Source organism: Streptomyces sp. NPDC127177 (assembly GCF_042672475.1).
In the GTDB taxonomy this organism is placed as follows: Bacteria; Actinomycetota; Actinomycetes; order Streptomycetales; family Streptomycetaceae; genus Streptomyces.
In genome coordinates this window covers 88087-104645 of sequence record NZ_JBHXUW010000001.1, presented here as the reverse complement: position 1 = coordinate 104645, position 16559 = coordinate 88087, and the positions used below count along the sequence as shown (strand labels likewise).

Genomic DNA, 16559 nt, shown 5'->3' with positions numbered 1-16559 from the left:
GGCGGTGGGCTGGATGCACCGTTCGGTGTTGGTGAAGACGACCTTGCCCGCGGCCTTGGCGGTGAAGAGCGTGTCGCTGCGCTGGCCGTACTCGATGTGATCGAGGACGCCGCCGCGCTCGTACGAGGTGTCGTCGGCGGCCACCCGGTTGCGGCCGTAGGAGTTGGTCTCCGGGGTGTACCAGTACGACATGGCGTTGCCGTTGGGGTCGACGACGTAGTCGAGGTTCCAGCGCCAGGCCTGCTGGCACCACGACGCGGCGAACGTGGCCTGGTGGCAGGGCTCGTCGGCGTTGTTTCCGAAGACCGGCACGTTCCAGGTGGACTTCGTCTCCGGCTTGCCGGTGTTCCAGCTCGGGAGGCGGTTGTAGCCGAAGAAGTACTGGAGGCCGTCGGTGGTCGTCACCTTCCAGTACTCACCGTCGTTGTCGCCGTTGGCCCGCTCGGTGGCGTTCCTGAGCTTCTCGACGCGGGTGCCGTCGTCGTTGCGGATGCGCCAGACGTCCTTGCCCGCCGGGATCAGCTCGCCCGCACGGCCGTTGAAGCTGATGGTGGCGTTGTCGTACCCCCAGCACTGGTCGCCGGGGGCGTCGTCCCTGCTCCAGTCTCCGTCCTCGCCGCACGGCTTGAAGTGCCGCTCGATGAAGCCGGTGTTCATGTCGAAGCCCGAACCGAGCCAGGAGGACTGGTTGTTGCTGTTGGAGGTCTGGCCGTCGATGGAGCCCGAGGAGTAGCCGATGGACAGCTTGGGCAGCAGCCCGCCCGGCACGGTCGGCGCCGTCAGGGGGTACGACCAGGAGAAGTCGCCCGTCTGCAGGCTGGTCTGCCAGGCCGCCGATGACGACAGCGGTGTCGCCGTGTAGTCACCGGCGCCCGCGGTGCCGCCGGCGGGGTCCGCCACGGCGGCGAGCAGGACCGCGGACGCGGCGGGGCGCAGCGCTACTGAGTCGGCGGAGACCGTGTGCTTCTCGCCGTCGTTGCGGCCCGCGACGGGGGTGGTCGTACGACAGCGGGTCAGCTCCGGGGTGGTCAGCGCGCACGCCGGGAGGGTGGCCAGGCGCAGCCGGGCGCCGTAGTCACCGCCGTACGCCTCGTCGAACGCGGAGTAGTCCAGGCTGACGCCGACACGGCGGCCATCGACGGAGGCGTCTGCCGGGCCGGTGCCGGAGACGGAGAGCAGGACACCGTCGAGGCCGAGGCCGCGGGCGGTGTCCTGGGAGAGGACGCGTACCCGGGCCCGCACGGCATCGGCGGACACGGGTGCGTTCGCGGCGGAACCGGTGGGCTCCGCCGGGACGGCCAGCAGCCGGACGGGCAGGCCCGGTACCGGTGTTGGCGCGGGGGCCGCGGCCCTGGCCTTCGTACCGGAACCGTGGCCCGGCTCGGGCACGGCGGGCAGGGTGACCTGAGCCGTGCCGGCCTTCGGCCAGGTGGCGTGAGGTGCGCGGCGGGGGCCGGCGGCCAGCCCGTCCCTCTTGCGCGGCGCGGCCTTGAGGGCCTTGCCGGGGACGGGGTGGTCGGCCTCGACGGTGTGTGGGCGCGTGGCGCCGATACCGGTTCCTGGGGCGGCGAGCGCGGGCGCGGCCTGGAACAGCGAGCCGGCCATCAGGACGGCCACCATGAGGGCGGCACTGCGATAGATGCCGGCCGCGCGACGCGGCGGTATGGGTCTGGACAACCCGGTGATTCCTTTCGGTGCGGGGTGTGCGGGGCGGGAGGCGAGGAGCGGGGTGCGGGGTGCGGGAGGGAAAGGCCCGGTCCGACCCGGACGGTTCGGGCCGTCGGGACCCGTCCCGCGGCGACCGGATGCGCGCCGCGAGCGGCTGATGCCCCTGCGGGGGCCGAGACCTGCGGACCGGCGGGCCCGCGGACCGGTGGCCGTGAAGCGGGCGCGGGGCCGTGTTCAGGCTCTCTCCGTTGCCGAGTTTGATGATCTGGGCGTCACTTGCGACGCCGGAGAACATCCACACGTCGTCGATCACGCCAGGCCAGTACTCGCCGGTCGTCCCGTTCTCCTTGTTGCGGCCGAACTGGAGCTGCTTGGTCGCCTGGAAGGGCAGCACGTTGGCCCGCCACGACATGGCGTCCATGACCTGCTCCAGATGGCCGTTGACGTACAGCCTCGCCTCGTCGGAGAAGGCGTCGTACACGACCGCTATGTGGTCCCACTCGAAGTCCGTCTGGAAGCTCGAATGGTGGACCGCGGGCCGGGCAGCGCCCGACGTGTCCGTGGTGGGCAGCTCCAGCTCGTAGCCCCCCTGGTTCGCCGGGTCCGCGGGGTCCGGGGCGTAGCGCACGGTGAAGGCGCTGTTGACCGCACCTTCCGCCGACAGGACGGTGACTTTCTTCTGCGGGCGGCTCGCGGTGCTCACCCAGGCGGTCGCGGTGAAGCTCTCCTTGGTGTTCACCGGGACGGACGCGGCGGCGGCGTAGTCGTCCACCCCGTCCAAGACCAGGCCTCCGGCGCCGACCCAGCCCGCGCCCGGAATGACGGCCGCCTGGCCGCCCAGGACCGCGGGCCGCTCGCCGGCGCTGTCGTCGGGGCTGGAGGCCGGGGTAGCGGCCGTCGTGGCGTCGAACTTCCAGCGCCCCTTCACCTGCGGGTGCTGTTTGAACAGGTCACCGACCTCGTCCTTGGAGACCACCCGGTCGTACAGGTGCACATCGTCGATCTGCCCCTTGAAGAACGAGCCCGGCAGCGCTCCGTAGGAACCCGCGCCGATCTGCACCGGGCCCGTGGCGTCCCAGGGAGCGGGCTCGAACGGCACGGCCGACACGAGTCCGCCGTCCACGAAGAGCCGGAGCTCCTTCACCGTGCTGTCGTAGACACCGACGAGATGGTGCCAGCTGTCCCCGGGGTAGACCTGGTCCGCGGCGGGCTTGCCGAGGTTGGCCATGGCCCGGGTCGGCTGGACGCCCGCGGTGTCGGAGACGTAGCGGTTGAAGATCCAGCGGCGGTACGAGCCCGAGTAGTACAGCTCGAAACCGCTCTGCTGCGCACCGGCCTGGGTCGCGATGATCTGCGCCGTGGAAGGCTCCGCCTTGGGGAGCTTGGCCCACGCGGAGACCGAGAAGCTGCGCAGGGTGTTGAGCTGCGGGCCCGCACTGCTCGCGTAGCCGTTCGCCGTGGAGCTGAGGTCCAGGGCACCGGCCACGTTGCCCACGGCGCCGAAGGTGCCGCCGCCCTTGAGTACCAGGGGCCTGACCTCGCTCGCGCCCTGCGCCACCTGGGAGGTGGCGGCGTCGTCGAAGTCCCAGGCCGCCTTGGCGGGACGGCCGGTGGTCACGGCCTCGTGCCGGGCCAGTCGGCCGATGTCCGCCGCGCCCAGCGGGCGGTCGTAGACGGCGGTCTCGTCGATCGCACCCTTCCACGGATCGACGTAGGCGCCGTTGTACTTGCTGCGGCCGAACTGGAGGTTGGCCGCAGCGTGCCAGGGAGTGGTGAAGGCGGTCGTGCCGACCGGCACACCGTCGACGTAGAAGGTGTACTTGCCGGCCGCGGCGTCACGGACCGCCCCGAGATGTGTCCATCTGCCGACCTCCGGCGGGGACGGCGACATCACGCCGCCGAATACGGCGCCCGCACCGTCCTTGGTGGGCACGCGGAAGGCCCAGCGCTTGTTCGCTCCCTCGTAGCCGAGGTAGAGGCCCGCGTGCAGGGTGCCGTCGACACTGACCGCGGTGGCGGTGCCGGCATCCGAGTCCAGGCGCACCCAGGTGGAGACGGTGTAGTCGCCGTCGGTGTCGAGCAGGTGGGGTCCGCCGGCCGCGTAACCGTCGGTGGCGCCCGCGCCGTTCAGGGCGAGAGCCGTATTGCGGACGCCCGGTTCACCGAGCGTCGCGGTGCCGCCGAGCACGGCGGGCCGGGCGCCGCCGGAGCCCGGGTCCTGGGTGGCGCCGGCCGGGGCGTCGAGGGTCCAGTTGGCGCGATCGGGCTGGCCGGTGGCCACCCGGAACTGGTAATTGGCGATGGTGCTGGCGTTGTTGTTGGCGTCCCAGGCTTGGACGTAAAGGTTGTTCAGCCCTGGCCGGGTGGGCATCACGTCGACCGAGACGGCCCCGCCGGGGGTCGCTGGTTTGCGTTCGTTTGCCGCGGTCGGGTCCGCGTTCAGGCCGAACCAGTACTTGGTCACGTCCGTCGCGGCCGAGTCGATGGTGAAGCGGCCGTAGCGTCCGACTCCGTCCAGCCAGGGGTCGAGCGGGTCGGTGGTGTCCGAGACGGGGTACTGCTGGGAGACCACGGTCGGCGCCGCCGGGCTCTTGGAGTCGAAGGTCAGGTAGCAGCCGGTCTGGGTGTCACCGGCGTAGCTCCAGGGCCCCCACAGCTTGCCGTCCGAGGCGCGCACGCTCCAACTGGTCTTGAGGTTCTGCGGGATGCTCGACGGGAGCGAGATCGTGTACGGCTGTCCGGACGCCTTGGGACCGATCCGGCCGGAGTTCCAGTGCTCCTTCCAGCCGTCGCCCGAATCCCACTCGGCCTTGAACTCCGCGTACACCTGGTCCTTGTCGGGGTCCGACAGGACGGCCGTCGCCTTGGGGATGACGTTGACCGCCTTGGGCGCCAGCGTGCAGGTGCCGCCCGGGCTCATCGTCAGCTGCGACTGCTTGGGCTGGTTCGGCGCGTTGTTGTACTCGACACGCAGGAAGCCGTTGCCGGCGAAGCGCTTCCACTGGGACTCGGCGTTCTCGTTCGGCGCCTTCAGCCCGAAGGTGAGCTTGGTCTGCTTGTTGGCGGCGGCCCAGGTGACCGCGTCCTTCGCGTTGAACTCCAGGTCGCCGTCCGGGCAGGAGGCGGTGGCGCCCTTGGCGGCCGTCACGGTCGGCATCTGGTCGATCCAGTAGCCCGAAGCCTTCTGGCTGTTCCAGGTCGTCGTGGTGGTGAGCGGCTTGGTGCGCCAGAACTCCACCGGCTGCTTGGTGCAGTTGTACGCAAACGTCTCGCGGACGACGAACTCGGCGCTGGTGATGCTCTTGCCCGCGAAGCTGGTCACCGGCAGCTGGTAGAAGAGCCGCTTGGCGTCGTTGGTCGCGCACTTGAGGCCGGAGAAGTTCGGCGGGCAGAAGCCCATGCCCGAGTCGGCGGCGCCGTCGAACTTGTAGAAGTGGGAGCTGGGGTAGGCGCGGGAGACCATCGCGTAGGCGGAGGCGCGGGGCGAGGACCAGGCCGGGTCGATGAAGACCGGGTAGCGGGTGTTCTCGCCGGAGAGGAGCTGCGGGTCCGGGGTGAGGAGGAGCGAGTCAGGGGTCACCGAGGCGCGAACGGCCGCCCGCGTCGAGGTCTCGCCGGGACCTTCGTACAGGTCGGGGGAAGGCGCGCTGCGCGGGGCGCCGGCCGGTGGGACGGACCCGGCGGCCTCCGCGGCCGTGGTGGGGGGCACGGCTGCCGTCCTGGACCGGGCGCCGGTGCCGGTGTGGGCTTCGGCGTCTGTGCCGGCGTCGGCTTCGCCGGAGTCCCACATCACCGGCTGCGCCGCCTCGAAGGCCACGCCTCCCGCCTGGGTGTCGACCGCCTCAAGACCGCCGGCGTCGGTGCCGCGGACGGTGAGTCCCTTGCCCTCCAAGGGCAGTTTCAGCTCGGCGAGCGCGGGGTTGGCCGCGGCCTCGGCGCTCTTGACCACCAAGACCTGGGAGAAGCCGTCGGGGTCCGCGGTCATCCGCAGATCCACGTCCGGCAGGACCTCCGGATACGTCACGGAGGAGCCGGAGAGGACCGGGGCGGGCAGGGTGCCCGGCCACGACAGGGACAACTCCCGCCCAGCCTTGGTCATCCGGACCAACGGGGCCTGGCCGCCCCCGGCCGAGAACACGACATCGGCGGCGGAGGCGACCGGCGCGACTCCCCCGTCCAGCCGTCGCAGGCTGGTGTCGATCGTGACCCACTTGCCGTCCCGGCGGGTGCGTACCGGCTCCATGTGCGTGATCTCGGTGAGGCTGCCGCTCGGGTTGACGAACACCTCGCGGCTCGCCCCGCGTTCGGAGACGACCTCGACCTGCTTCCCGTCCCGCCGGGCCTGCTCCCGCGCCCGGTCGACGTCGGGTGAGAGGGTGTCAGGTGCGGGGTCGTCGGCGACTCGGGTGTCCGCCCCGCCCGTTCCCGGGGTCTGCGCGCTCGCGTCGGGCAGAGATGTTCCTGGTAGCTGTCCGGTGAGCAATGCCCCGACCAGCAGGGAGACCGCGCCCACAGCGACGCTCCCCCGCGTTCTTTCAGCCACGCCGATCCCCTCATGCAATTTTCATACTCTGGCGGTGACTATCCGGCCTACTGGATCAAGCCGTCAACGAGGTATGTGTGGATGCTGTGTGGTAGCAAAAGTCACCCTTCAGCCCGGATACGGACAATTATTGAGTGACACTTCGGGCATATCGCTCGTATCCGGAGGGCAGGATTTATCCAACCTGCGACTTGCTGACCGGATGCGGCCCCGGTGAATTTGCGGGCATAAGAAATTTCTGGGTCCGGATGGCCTGTCTTGGTGTTTATCAGCGCATAGCGCGTTCTTCCCGGCCTTCACCGCGCCAGGGACAGAAGTGGTCGAACTTCCGGACGGGTCGGATTCCGCGGAGCTCGCGCGGCCGTCGCCGCCGTGTGCGCCGGAGCGGGCGGAAGGCGCGGCGCACGGGAGCTGTTCGCCAGCCGGGTCAACGTCAGGGCTCTGCTGTTCCTCTTCGGCATTTACGGTTTCTGGGGCGTGGCCGCCGGCCAGATGGGAATCTTCATGCCCCGGGTGTACGCAACCGCGAGCGTGGAGAGCGCTTCCGGGCAGAATCTGCTCCAAGTGCTGGCGTGGTCCCGCACCGTGCTGTCCACCTATTTCGGCTTCATGCAGCTCGGCGACCGGATCAGCCGACGGCTGCTCTACACGGTGGGCGCAGTGCCGGGCATCGTCGCCTGGATGCTGCCGGTGGACCGATGCATGGAGTACTTCGGGCATCGGCCACCACTGGGCCCTCTGCGTCGAGCACCGGGCCAAGGGCCTCCAGGCCGTTGCGGACCTACTCGGACTGCCATTCCAAGGTCGTCGCCAGAATCACGGACCCGGGGGGCAGCCGACTCAGCGCCGTACGCGCGGCATCCCGAGGCCGATCCACGAGATGATCTCCCGCTGGATCTCGTTGTTGCCGCCGCCGAACGTGAAGATGACGGCGGACCGGTAGCCACGTTCGAGTTCGCCGTGCAGCACCGCGCCGGCCGAACCCTCCTTGAGCGGGCCGGCCGAGCCGACGACCTCCATGAGCCAGGCGTAGGCGTCGCGGCGCGCCTCGGAGCCGTAGACCTTGACGGCGGAGGCGTCCTGCGGGGTGAGGGCGTGGTGCTGGACGGCGGACACCATCTGCCAGTTGAGGAGCTTCATGGCGTCGAGCCGGGTGTGGGTGCGGGCGAGCCGGGCGCGGACCCAGCCGAGGTCGATGACGCGGCGGCCGTCGGCGAGGTGGGTCTCGGCGGCCCAGCGACGGACGTTGTGCAGGGCGCGGATGGCCATGGTGCCGTGGGCGGCGAGGGTGACGCGTTCGTGGTTGAGTTGGTTGGTGATGAGTCGCCAGCCCTTGTTCTCGTCGCCGACCCGGCGGGAGACGGGGACACGGATGTTCTCGTAGTAGCTGGCGGTGGTGTCGTGCGAGGCGAGGGTGTTGATCAGGGTGCAGGAGTAGCCGGGGTCGGAGGTCGGGACCAGGAGCATGGTGATGCCCTTGTGGGGCGGGGCGTCCGGGTCGGTGCGGGCGGCGAGCCAGACCCAGTCCGCGGTGTCGCCGTTGGTCGTCCAGATCTTCTGCCCGTTGACGACGTAGCTGTCGCCGTCGCGCACTGCCCGGGTCTTCAGGGCGGCGAGGTCGGTGCCCGCGTCCGGCTCGCTGTAGCCGATCGCGAAGTCGATCTCCCCGGCGAGGACCTTCGGCAGGAAGTAGGCCTTCTGCTCGTCGGTGCCGAACTGCATGATCGTCGGGCCGACGGTGTTGAGGGCCATCAGCGGCAGCGGTACGCCGGCCTGCGCCGCCTCGTCGAAGAAGATGAACTGTTCCATCGGGGACAGGCCGCGCCCGCCGTACTCGGTGGGCCAGCCGACGCCGAGCCAGCCGTCGGAGCCGAGGCGCCGGATGGTCTCCCGGTAGAAGCGCTTCTGGGCGTCCGGGTCGGCATAGCGCGCATAGGCGTTGTCAGGGACCAGGGCGGCGAAGTACGTGCGCAGCTCGGCGCGCAACTGCTGCTGCTCAGGCGTGTATTCGAGGTGCACGGCCCCTCCAGGAGTCTCGCGGTCGCGTCGCCCGTGTGCGGCGGCGCACACAGTAGAACGTGTTGCAAGAATCCGGAAGGGGCGCGGCGCCCGGGGCGGCGGGCCTCAGCGTTTGACGGCGCGCAGCACCACGAACTTGGGGTCGCCCGCCACCGTGGCGCAGTTGCCGAACGTCCGGCGCAACTGGGTGTGGTAGCCGAGATGACGGTTGCCCACGACCCACAGCTCGCCGCCCTGGCGAAGCGCGGCGCGCGCCCCGTGGAACATGTTCCGGGCGGTCGCGTCCGTGGTGGCCTGGTGCGAGTGGAACGGCGGGTTGTTGAGGACGAGGTCGACGCTCGCGGGCGCGGTGCCGGCCAGGCCGTCCCCGACCACGAATCGGGCCTCGGCGCCGTCACCGGCGTTGGCGCGAAACGTCTCCTCGGCCGAGGCGACGGCCTGGTACGACTCGTCGATGAAGGTGATCTCGGCCTCGGGGTTGGCGAGTGCGGCGGACAGGCCGAGTACCCCGTTCCCGCAGCCGAGGTCGACAACCCGCTCGGGACTGCTGCGACGCGGCAGGTGCTTCAGGAAGAAGCGGGTGCCGATGTCGAGCCGTTCCGCGCAGAAGATTCCGGCGTGGTTGATGACGGTCCGCCCCGCGACGGCGCCGACATCGTCGGGCAGCTCGTACCGGTGCGGCCAGGGGCTGGGCGTGCGTGCCGGGGCCGGCTCGGGTGCGCAGTGGATGAGCCGGGCCTTCTTGACCGCGAGCGAGGTGCGGGTGGGGCCGATGATCCGCTCGAACAGCTTGAGGGTGGAGGTGTGGATCTCCTTCACCATGCCGGTGCCGATGATCACGGTGTCCGCGTGGACGGCGGGCGCCAGCCGGTGCAGTTGGTCCTCGAGGAGCGCGAGGCTCTTGGGTACCCGTACGAGCAGGACGTCGATCCGTTCCGGCGGGGTGTCCCGTGCGGACAGCAGGCGCACGGCGTCCGCGTCCGCCCCGTTGCGCTCCAGGTTCGCCTCGGTCGCCCGCTGGGCGAGGTAGGAGTCGGTGATCTGTACGGGCCGGTGGCCGGCCAGCACCGTGCTCAGCGCGCCCCAGCGGTCGCCGACCACGACGACGCTGCCGGAGAGGTCGACCGGCTCGGCGCCGTCGATCCCCTCCAGGTGCCGCAGCAGGTACTCGTCGGCAGCGTCCCAGGCACGGAAGGGGTCGCGGGGGTCCTCGGGGAATCGGGCAAGGTCGTAACCGGCCCCTGACGTCGTCAAACGGTTCATATGGCGTTCAGGCTAACCGAGCAGCGGGAGACACCCGCACACTTCCGGCCGCCGCGACGGCGCGGAGCGGCCGCGCCCACCCCGGAGCGGCGCCCGACGGCGGCTACGGCAGTTGCTTGTCGATGGCCGCTCGGCCCTCCCTGGCCAGCCTGCGCCGCGCCCACTCGAGGGTCTGCGGCGTCAGGTCCCGCCCGGAGGCGAGTACCAGGTCCTCGGCCGATGGATCGTCGCTCGCACCGGTGTGCAAGAGGCTGTCGGGGGTCACACCCCGCAGTGCGGATACGGATTCGGGCTCGTCGCTCATGCCGCCTCCTCGTCCTTGCGGCAATTCTCGCCCCGTGCCGACGGGGGCGCATCCGATGCCCGGCCGCGCCGTCCACCCCGGCCGGAACCGACCCTCACTTGACCTGCACATGATAGGTACGCTGCGTTCACACCTCGGTCACGGTGCGTGTGGAAGGCTCCCGCTGACCACGTACCACACGACCACCGCGGAGCCGCCCCCCACCCTGTGCCGGCGCCGCGGTGGCCGCTTTTCCGGAGAGGACACCCCACATGTCCCGTCGTCACCTTCCCTACCGGCGCCCGTTGCTGGCCACTCTCGCCGCCTTCGCGGTACTCACCGGTACCGCGGCCGCCGCACCGGCCGACACCCCGAGGGCACCGGCGGCCGCCACCACCCCGCTCGGCGCGCTGGACGACACGTACTACCAGGACGCGCTCGGCAAGACCGGCACCGCGCTCAAGGGTGCCCTGCACACGATCATCAGCGACCAGTCCACCCTCACCTACGCCCAGGTCTGGGACGCGCTCAAGGACACGGACGAGGACCCGTCGAACTCCTCCAACGTCATCCTTCTCTACTCCGGTCTCTCCGAGCCCAAGAGCGACAGCGGCGGCGGCAGCGGCCAGTGGAACCGGGAGCACGTCTGGGCCAAGTCGCACGGCGACTTCGGCACGGCCACCGGCCCGGGCACCGATATCCACCACCTGCGCCCGGAAGACGTGTCGGTCAACTCGGTGCGCGGCAACAAGGACTTCGACAACGGCGGCAGCGCGGTGAGCGGGGCGCCCGGCAACTACAGCGACAGCGACTCCTTCGAACCGCGCGACGCGGTCAAGGGCGACGTCGCCCGCATGATCCTCTACATGGCCGTGCGGTACGAGGGCGACGACTCCTTCGCCGATCTCGAACCCAACGACAAGGTGTCGAACGGCTCCGCGCCGAACATCGGCCGGCTCTCCGTCCTGAAGACATGGAGCCAGGAGGACCCGCCGGACAGCTTCGAAAAGCGGCGCAACGACGTCATATTCGACCAGTACCAGCACAACCGGAACCCGTTCATCGACCACCCGGAATGGGTGGCCGCCATCTGGTAGTCCGCAGGTCCGCGTGGCGGCCGGCCGGGGCGGTCCACTCAGTCCGTCCGGCCCGCCGCACACCAGGCCACTGCCTCCTCGCGGGAGACGAAGGAGCGCGGGGCCCCGGTTTCGGGGCCGGCTCCCGCGAGGCGGCCCGCCGGGTCGGCCACGACGGCACGCCTGCCGCCGCCCGTGAGCCGGGCCAGTCCGGTGCGCAGCATCGCCCTGGCCACCGTGTCGATGTCCGTCACCCGGCGCAGATCCAGCACCACCGCCGCCGTATCCCGCGGGTCCGACTCGTCCAGGGCGTACAGCACCCGCTCGGCCGCGGTGAAGTCCAGCGCCCCCTGGGCCGCGACCACCGCCACCCGCTCACGGCCGGCGCGCTCCCGCTCCCCCGCCGGTGCCGCGGGCAGATCGTCGGCCGTGGTGACGAGTGTGACGGTGGAGCCGGCCAGGGCGGGGTTGTGCATGAGGTGCAGCCCGAACCGCTCCGACAGCGCGTCGATCGCCAGGTGCCCGCGGACCGAGGTCCCGGCCGGGTCCAGGAGCGGGCTGTACGTGGCGAGTCCGAAGCGGGCCGGTCCTGCGGCGATCAGACCTCCGGAGACGCCGCTCTTGGCGGGCAGCCCCACTCTGAGCAGCCAGTCGCCCGACACGTCGTACATCCCGCACGTCGCCATCACCGCCAGGACATGGGCGGCCACGGGCTCCGGGACGACGGCGTCCCCGGTGAGAGGGTTGACCCCGCCATTGGCCAGGGTCGCCGCCATCGCGGCGAGGTCCAGGGCCGTGACCCGCACCGCGCACTGGCGGAAGTACGTCTCCACGGCCGCCACCGGGTCGACCGGCAGCGGGCCGGCGCTGCGGATCAGATAGGCGAGGGCGCGGTTGCGGTCGCCGGTGAGCACCTCGGAGGCGTAGACCTGCTCGTCGACGTCGAGGCTCCGGCCGGCGAACCGGCTCAGGAAGTGGAGGATGCGGTCGAACCTCGGGGCGTCGCGGGTGTCCGGGACCAGCGCGGTGGTGACGATGGCACCCGCGTTGACCATGGCGTTCGCCGGACGCCCGGTGTCCGGTTCCAGACTGATCGCGTTGAAGGCCTCGCCGCTGGGCTCGGCGCCGACCCAGCGGCACACCTCGTCCAGGCCGAGCGCGGACAGCGCCAGCGCGTAGACGAAGGGCTTCGACACGGACTGGACGGTGAACGGCACCTCCGCGTCTCCCGTGCTGTAGCGGTGGCCGTCCATGCTGATCAGGGCCAGCCCGAAGGCGCCCGGGTCGGCCAGGGCCAGTTGCGGGATGTAGTCGGCGAGGCGGCCGTCCCGCAGACCGGCGAACCGGGTGTGCAGTTCGCGCAGGGCGTCCGTGACCGCGTCGGCGGCGTTCACCGACCGGCCGTCAGCCGCGCTCGGCCTGGGCGATCCGCGGGAACGACTTGACGCCCGCGGCCTTGCGGCTGTTGGCGTGCTGGCTGACCGTACGGGCGGACCGGACATCGGGGAAGCCGAGCACCACGGAGTCCAGGACCTTGCCGGAGGAGTCGGTGAACTCCACCCGGACCGCGTAGAAGGCCGCCTTGTCGGTCGGGTTGGTCACCCGGACCAGGGCGCTGCGGAACTGCTCGGAGGGGTCGACCGGGAGGCCGTTGACGGAGACGTCCTTGACCGCGTCGCCCTTGCCCTGCACACCCTTGAGCGTCGCGACGGCCTTCTGCCGGTTGCGCTCCGTCTCGGCGGAGACGGAGGCAGCGAAGTCCTGCTGGGTGCGCCCGCTCTCCGAGGACTCCGGGGACGCGGACGGCTCCGCCGACACCGTGCGGGTGCTTCTGGCCGTGCCGTGCGAGGAGGTGTCGGAGCTGCCGCAGGCCGCGGCGCCGGCGACGATCACCACGGCCAGGAAGGCGGGGGCGAGGCTGCGGACCGCGCGGCCGCCGAGGGCGCGCCGCACGGCACTGGTCTGGTTCACGGACGCTCCGTCTGCTCGGAAGTACGAGGGAAGGGGTGCGCGCGGGAAGAGAGAGGACGCACACCAATTCGCCCATATTAGGATCAAAAGGTATGAATTGACTCGTCGAATCACCCGTTCCACACGGCAGTACGCACAACTCCCGGGAGGGAACAGATGGACACGGACGCCCTGACCGCCGGCCTCCTGCAGGAACTCCGGGCGGCCAAGCCCTATCCCGCCCTGTCCCTGACGATGCCCACCCACCGCCGCGCACCCGACAACGCCCAGGACGCCGTCAGGCTCCGCAACCTGGTGGCAGCGGCGGGCAGCCGGCTCGACGCCGATCCCCTCGTCGACCGTGAGTCGGGCGCCGCCGTCAAACAGCAGCTCGACCGGGCGGTCGCCGAGATCGATCCCCGCCGGGCACTGGACTCACTGGTGGTCCTCGCGACGGCGGACGAGTACCAGATCTGGCAGCTTCCCCGCACCGCACCCGAACGAGTGGTGCTGAGCGACACCTACCTCACCCGCAACCTGGTCGCCGCGAAGGCCCAGGCACAGCCGTTCTGGACGCTCACCGTCTCCGCCGACCACGCCGGCCTCTTCAGCGGCACCGTCGAATCCGCGCACGAGGAGCACATCGGCGGCTTCCCGCTGACCGCGTCGCACGAAGCGCCCAACCCGCAGCGTGAGGAGCGGATCGGCGACACGCCGAGCACCTTCACCGACGAGGACACCCGTCACTTCCTGCGCACGGTGGACGAGAAGCTGCGCGCGGTCCTGGCCACCGATCCGCGCCCGCTGTACCTGGTCGGTCTCGCCCCGGCGCTCGCGCTGCTGGACGAGGTCGGCGAGAGCAACGGCGTAGCGGTCGGGCGGGTCACCAAGGGCGCCCCCGCCGACACGACACCCAGTGATCTGCTCACCGAGCTGCGACCGGCTCTGGAGGCCCGGCAGAAGCGGTTCGCCGCGGAGATCGACGGCAAGCTGGACGAGGCGCGCGGCCGCCACGCGTTCGCCGGGGGGCTCGACGAGGTGTGGGCCGCCGTGCGGGAGGCGCGGGCCGGGCTGGTCGCGGTGGAGGAGCACTACCAGCAGACGGTCCGGCTCACCCAGGAGCACCTGGAGCCGGTGAGCGGGGACGCCGCCGACCCGGCGGACGGGAACGTCCGCGAGGACATCGTCGACGAACTGGTCGAGGCGGCCCTGGACAGCGGCGCCGACGTGGTGTTCGTGGCGGACGACTCGCTCAAGGAGCACGGCCGGATCGCGGCGGCGCTGCGCTACTGAGCGGCACGGCACCGAACGGGCCCGGACGGGTGAACCGTCCGGGCCCGTTCCGTGCGCCGCCGTCCTCAGCCCGCCCAGGTCCAGTCGGCCACCTCGGGCAGGTCCGTACCGTGCTCACGGATCCAGGCGTGGTGGCGGGTGCGGGTGTCGGACATCTCCTGACGCACCGCCACGGCACGGACGCCGAGGCCCGGGACCCGGTCGATGACGTCCATCACCAGCCGGTAGCGGTCCAGGTCGTTGCGGACCACCATGTCGAAGGGCGTGGTCGTCGTGCCCTCCTCCTTGTAGCCCCGCACGTGCAGGTTGGCGTGTCCGGCCCTGCGGTAGGCGAGCCGGTGGATCAGCCAGGGATAGCCGTGATAGGCGAAGATCACCGGCTTGTCGCGGGTGAAGAGGGCGTCGTACTCCGAGTCCGGCATCCCGTGCGGATGCTCGCCGTTCGGCATCAGCCTGGCCATGTCGACGACGTTCACCACCCGCACGGCGAGTTCCGGCAGATGGCGCCGGAGCAGACCGGCCGCCGCCAGGACCTCCAGGGTGGGTACGTCCCCGGCGCAGCCGAGCACCACATCGGGTTCACGGCTGCCGTCCTCCGTGCCCGCCCACGCCCAGACTCCCGCCCCCCGCGCGCAGTGCGCGCGCGCCTGGTCGAGGGTCAGCCAGTCGAAGCTCGGCTGCTTGCCCGCCACGATCACGTTGACGTAGTCGCGGCTGCGCAGCGCGTGGTCGGCCACCGACAGCAGGGTGTTGGCGTCCGGGGGCAGGTAGACGCGGACGACCTCGGGGCTCTTGTTGAGGATGTGGTCGACGAAACCCGGGTCCTGGTGCGAGAAGCCGTTGTGGTCCTGACGCCAGACGTGCGAGGTGAGCAGGTAGTTGAGGGAGGCGATGGGGCGGCGCCACGGCAGCCGGCGCGAGGTCCGCAGCCACTTGATGTGCTGGTTGACCATCGAGTCGACGATGTGGGCGAACGCCTCGTAGGAGGAGAAGAGTCCGTGCCTGCCGGTGAGCAGATAGCCCTCCAGCCAGCCCTGGCAGAGGTGCTCGGAGAGGACCTCCATCACGCGGCCGTCGCGGGCGAGGTGCTCGTCGGTGGGCAGCGTCCCGGCCTGCCAGGCCTTTCCGGTGGCCTCGTAGAGGGAATCGAGCCGGTTCGAGGCCGTCTCGTCGGGGCCGACGACCCGGAAGTCCCTGCGGTCCGCGGTGGCCGCCATCACGGCCTCCAGCAGACCGCCCAGGATCCTGGTCGGTTCGTGCAGGACGGTACCCGGCCGGTCCACCTGGACCCCGTGCTCGTCGAGGGGCGGCACGGGCAGATCGCGCAGGAGCAGCCCGCCGTTGGCGTACGGGGTGGAGCCGAGCCGGTCCGTGCCCCCCGGTACGCAGGCCAGGACCTGGTCCGATGGGCGCCCCTGGGCGTCGAAGAGCTCCTCGGGCCGGTAGGAGCGCAGCCACTCCTCCAGCTGCCGCAAATGGTCGGGGTTGTCGCGGACCCCGGGCAACGGGACCTGGTGGGCGCGCCAGGTGCCTTCGACGGGCAGCCCGTCCACCTCGACGGGGCCGGTCCAGCCCTTCGGGGTGCGCAGCACGATCATGGGCCAGCGCGGGCGGTCGGTGTCGCCACCGGTCCTGGCCGCCCGCTGGATCTCGCCGACGCGGTCGACGGCCCGGTCCATCGCGGCGGCCATCGAACGGTGCACGGTGAACGGGTCGTGGCCCTCCACGTAAAGCGGTTCGTGTCCGTAGCCGCGCAGCAGCGCGTCGAGCTCGGCCTCCGGCAGCCGTGCCAGGACCGTCGGGTTGGCGATCTTGTAGCCGTTGAGGTGGAGCACCGGCAGGACGGCTCCGTCGTGGACCGGGTCGAGGAACTTGTTGGCGTGCCAGGAGCCGGCCAGCGGCCCGGTCTCCGCCTCGCCGTCCCCGATGACGCAGGTGACGAGCAGGTCCGGGTGGTCGAGAGCGGCTCCGTAGGCGTGGGCGAGGGAGTAGCCCAGTTCGCCGCCCTCGTGGATGGAGCCTGGGGTCTCCGGCGCGACGTGGCTGGGCACGCCGCCGGGGAAGGAGAACTGTTTGAACAGGCGTCCCATGCCCGCCGCGTCCCTGCTGACGTCGGGGTACGTCTCCGAGTAGCTGCCCTCCAGCCAGGAGTTGGCGAGCACCGCGGGGCCGCCGTGGCCGGGGCCCCAGACGCAGAGCGCCCGGGTGCCGCGGGCCGCGATGACACGGTTGAGGTGCGTGTACACGAGGTTCAGCCCGGGCGACGTGCCCCAGTGGCCGAGCAGCCTGGGCTTGATGTCCCCGGGTTCGAGCGGCCGGGTCAGCAGGGGGTTGGCCATCAGGTAGATCTGGCCGACGGCGAGGTAGTTGGCCGCCCGCCAGTGCGCGTCGAGCGCGGCGATCTCCTCGTCGGACGGGCCGGCCGTCGGCGAGGTCGGTGGTGCGTCGCTCATGGTCACCTCTC

9 protein-coding genes are annotated in these 16559 nt (G+C 71.1%); 2 read left to right on the top strand and 7 right to left on the bottom strand.

What is annotated here, in order from left to right; translation table 11 throughout:
* Positions 1-1075: 1075 nt before the first annotated feature.
* The 4 genes from ACFVJX_RS00425 to ACFVJX_RS00410 form a co-directional block, all read right to left on the bottom strand.
* The gene (locus ACFVJX_RS00425; RefSeq protein WP_385743306.1) at positions 1076-6211 is read right to left on the bottom strand and encodes a LamG-like jellyroll fold domain-containing protein; all 5136 of its coding nucleotides are present in this window, start codon (positions 6209-6211) and stop codon (positions 1076-1078) included.
* 840 nt (positions 6212-7051) lie between these two features.
* Positions 7052-8230, bottom strand: a complete 1179-nt coding sequence (locus ACFVJX_RS00420) for an acyl-CoA dehydrogenase family protein (protein ID WP_384127830.1) — start codon at positions 8228-8230, stop codon at positions 7052-7054.
* 105 nt (positions 8231-8335) lie between these two features.
* Positions 8336-9493 (bottom strand): methyltransferase, encoded by a 1158-nt coding sequence (locus ACFVJX_RS00415; RefSeq protein ID WP_384127828.1) that lies wholly within the window; start codon positions 9491-9493, stop codon positions 8336-8338.
* A 103-nt stretch (positions 9494-9596) separates the two neighbouring features.
* Positions 9597-9797, bottom strand: a complete 201-nt coding sequence (locus tag ACFVJX_RS00410) for a hypothetical protein (protein WP_384127826.1) — start codon at positions 9795-9797, stop codon at positions 9597-9599.
* 251 nt (positions 9798-10048) lie between these two features.
* On the opposite strand from ACFVJX_RS00410, the gene ACFVJX_RS00405 reads away from it, so the two are divergent.
* Entirely contained in the window at positions 10049-10873 is an 825-nt protein-coding gene (locus ACFVJX_RS00405; protein WP_384127824.1) for an endonuclease I family protein, read from the top strand.
* Between the two features lie 38 nt (positions 10874-10911).
* On the opposite strand, the gene glsA is transcribed toward ACFVJX_RS00405, so the two are convergent.
* Both glsA and ACFVJX_RS00395 read right to left on the bottom strand, forming a co-directional pair.
* Positions 10912-12246 (bottom strand): glutaminase A, encoded by a 1335-nt coding sequence (gene glsA / locus ACFVJX_RS00400; RefSeq protein ID WP_384127822.1) that lies wholly within the window; start codon positions 12244-12246, stop codon positions 10912-10914.
* Positions 12247-12256: 10 nt separating this feature from the next.
* Complete coding sequence (locus ACFVJX_RS00395; protein WP_384127820.1) at positions 12257-12823, bottom strand: hypothetical protein; 567 nt, start codon at positions 12821-12823, stop codon at positions 12257-12259.
* 156 nt (positions 12824-12979) lie between these two features.
* On the opposite strand from ACFVJX_RS00395, the gene ACFVJX_RS00390 reads away from it, so the two are divergent.
* Positions 12980-14095, top strand: coding sequence for a chemotaxis protein (locus ACFVJX_RS00390; RefSeq protein WP_384127818.1), 1116 nt, complete (start codon positions 12980-12982; stop codon positions 14093-14095).
* A 65-nt stretch (positions 14096-14160) separates the two neighbouring features.
* Here ACFVJX_RS00390 and ACFVJX_RS00385 read toward each other — a convergent pair whose 3' ends face one another.
* Complete coding sequence (locus ACFVJX_RS00385; RefSeq protein WP_384127816.1) at positions 14161-16548, bottom strand: phosphoketolase; 2388 nt, start codon at positions 16546-16548, stop codon at positions 14161-14163.
* Between the last annotated feature and the right edge of the window lie 11 nt (positions 16549-16559).

Coding starts and splice junctions, on each gene's coding strand:
- ACFVJX_RS00415 (WP_384127828.1), bottom strand. CDS start 9,493: ATGAACCGTTTGACGACGTCAGGGGCCGGTTACGACCTTGCCCGATTC.
- ACFVJX_RS00410 (WP_384127826.1), bottom strand. CDS start 9,797: ATGAGCGACGAGCCCGAATCCGTATCCGCACTGCGGGGTGTGACCCCC.
- ACFVJX_RS00405 (WP_384127824.1), top strand. CDS start 10,049: ATGTCCCGTCGTCACCTTCCCTACCGGCGCCCGTTGCTGGCCACTCTC.
- ACFVJX_RS00390 (WP_384127818.1), top strand. CDS start 12,980: ATGGACACGGACGCCCTGACCGCCGGCCTCCTGCAGGAACTCCGGGCG.
- ACFVJX_RS00385 (WP_384127816.1), bottom strand. CDS start 16,548: ATGAGCGACGCACCACCGACCTCGCCGACGGCCGGCCCGTCCGACGAG.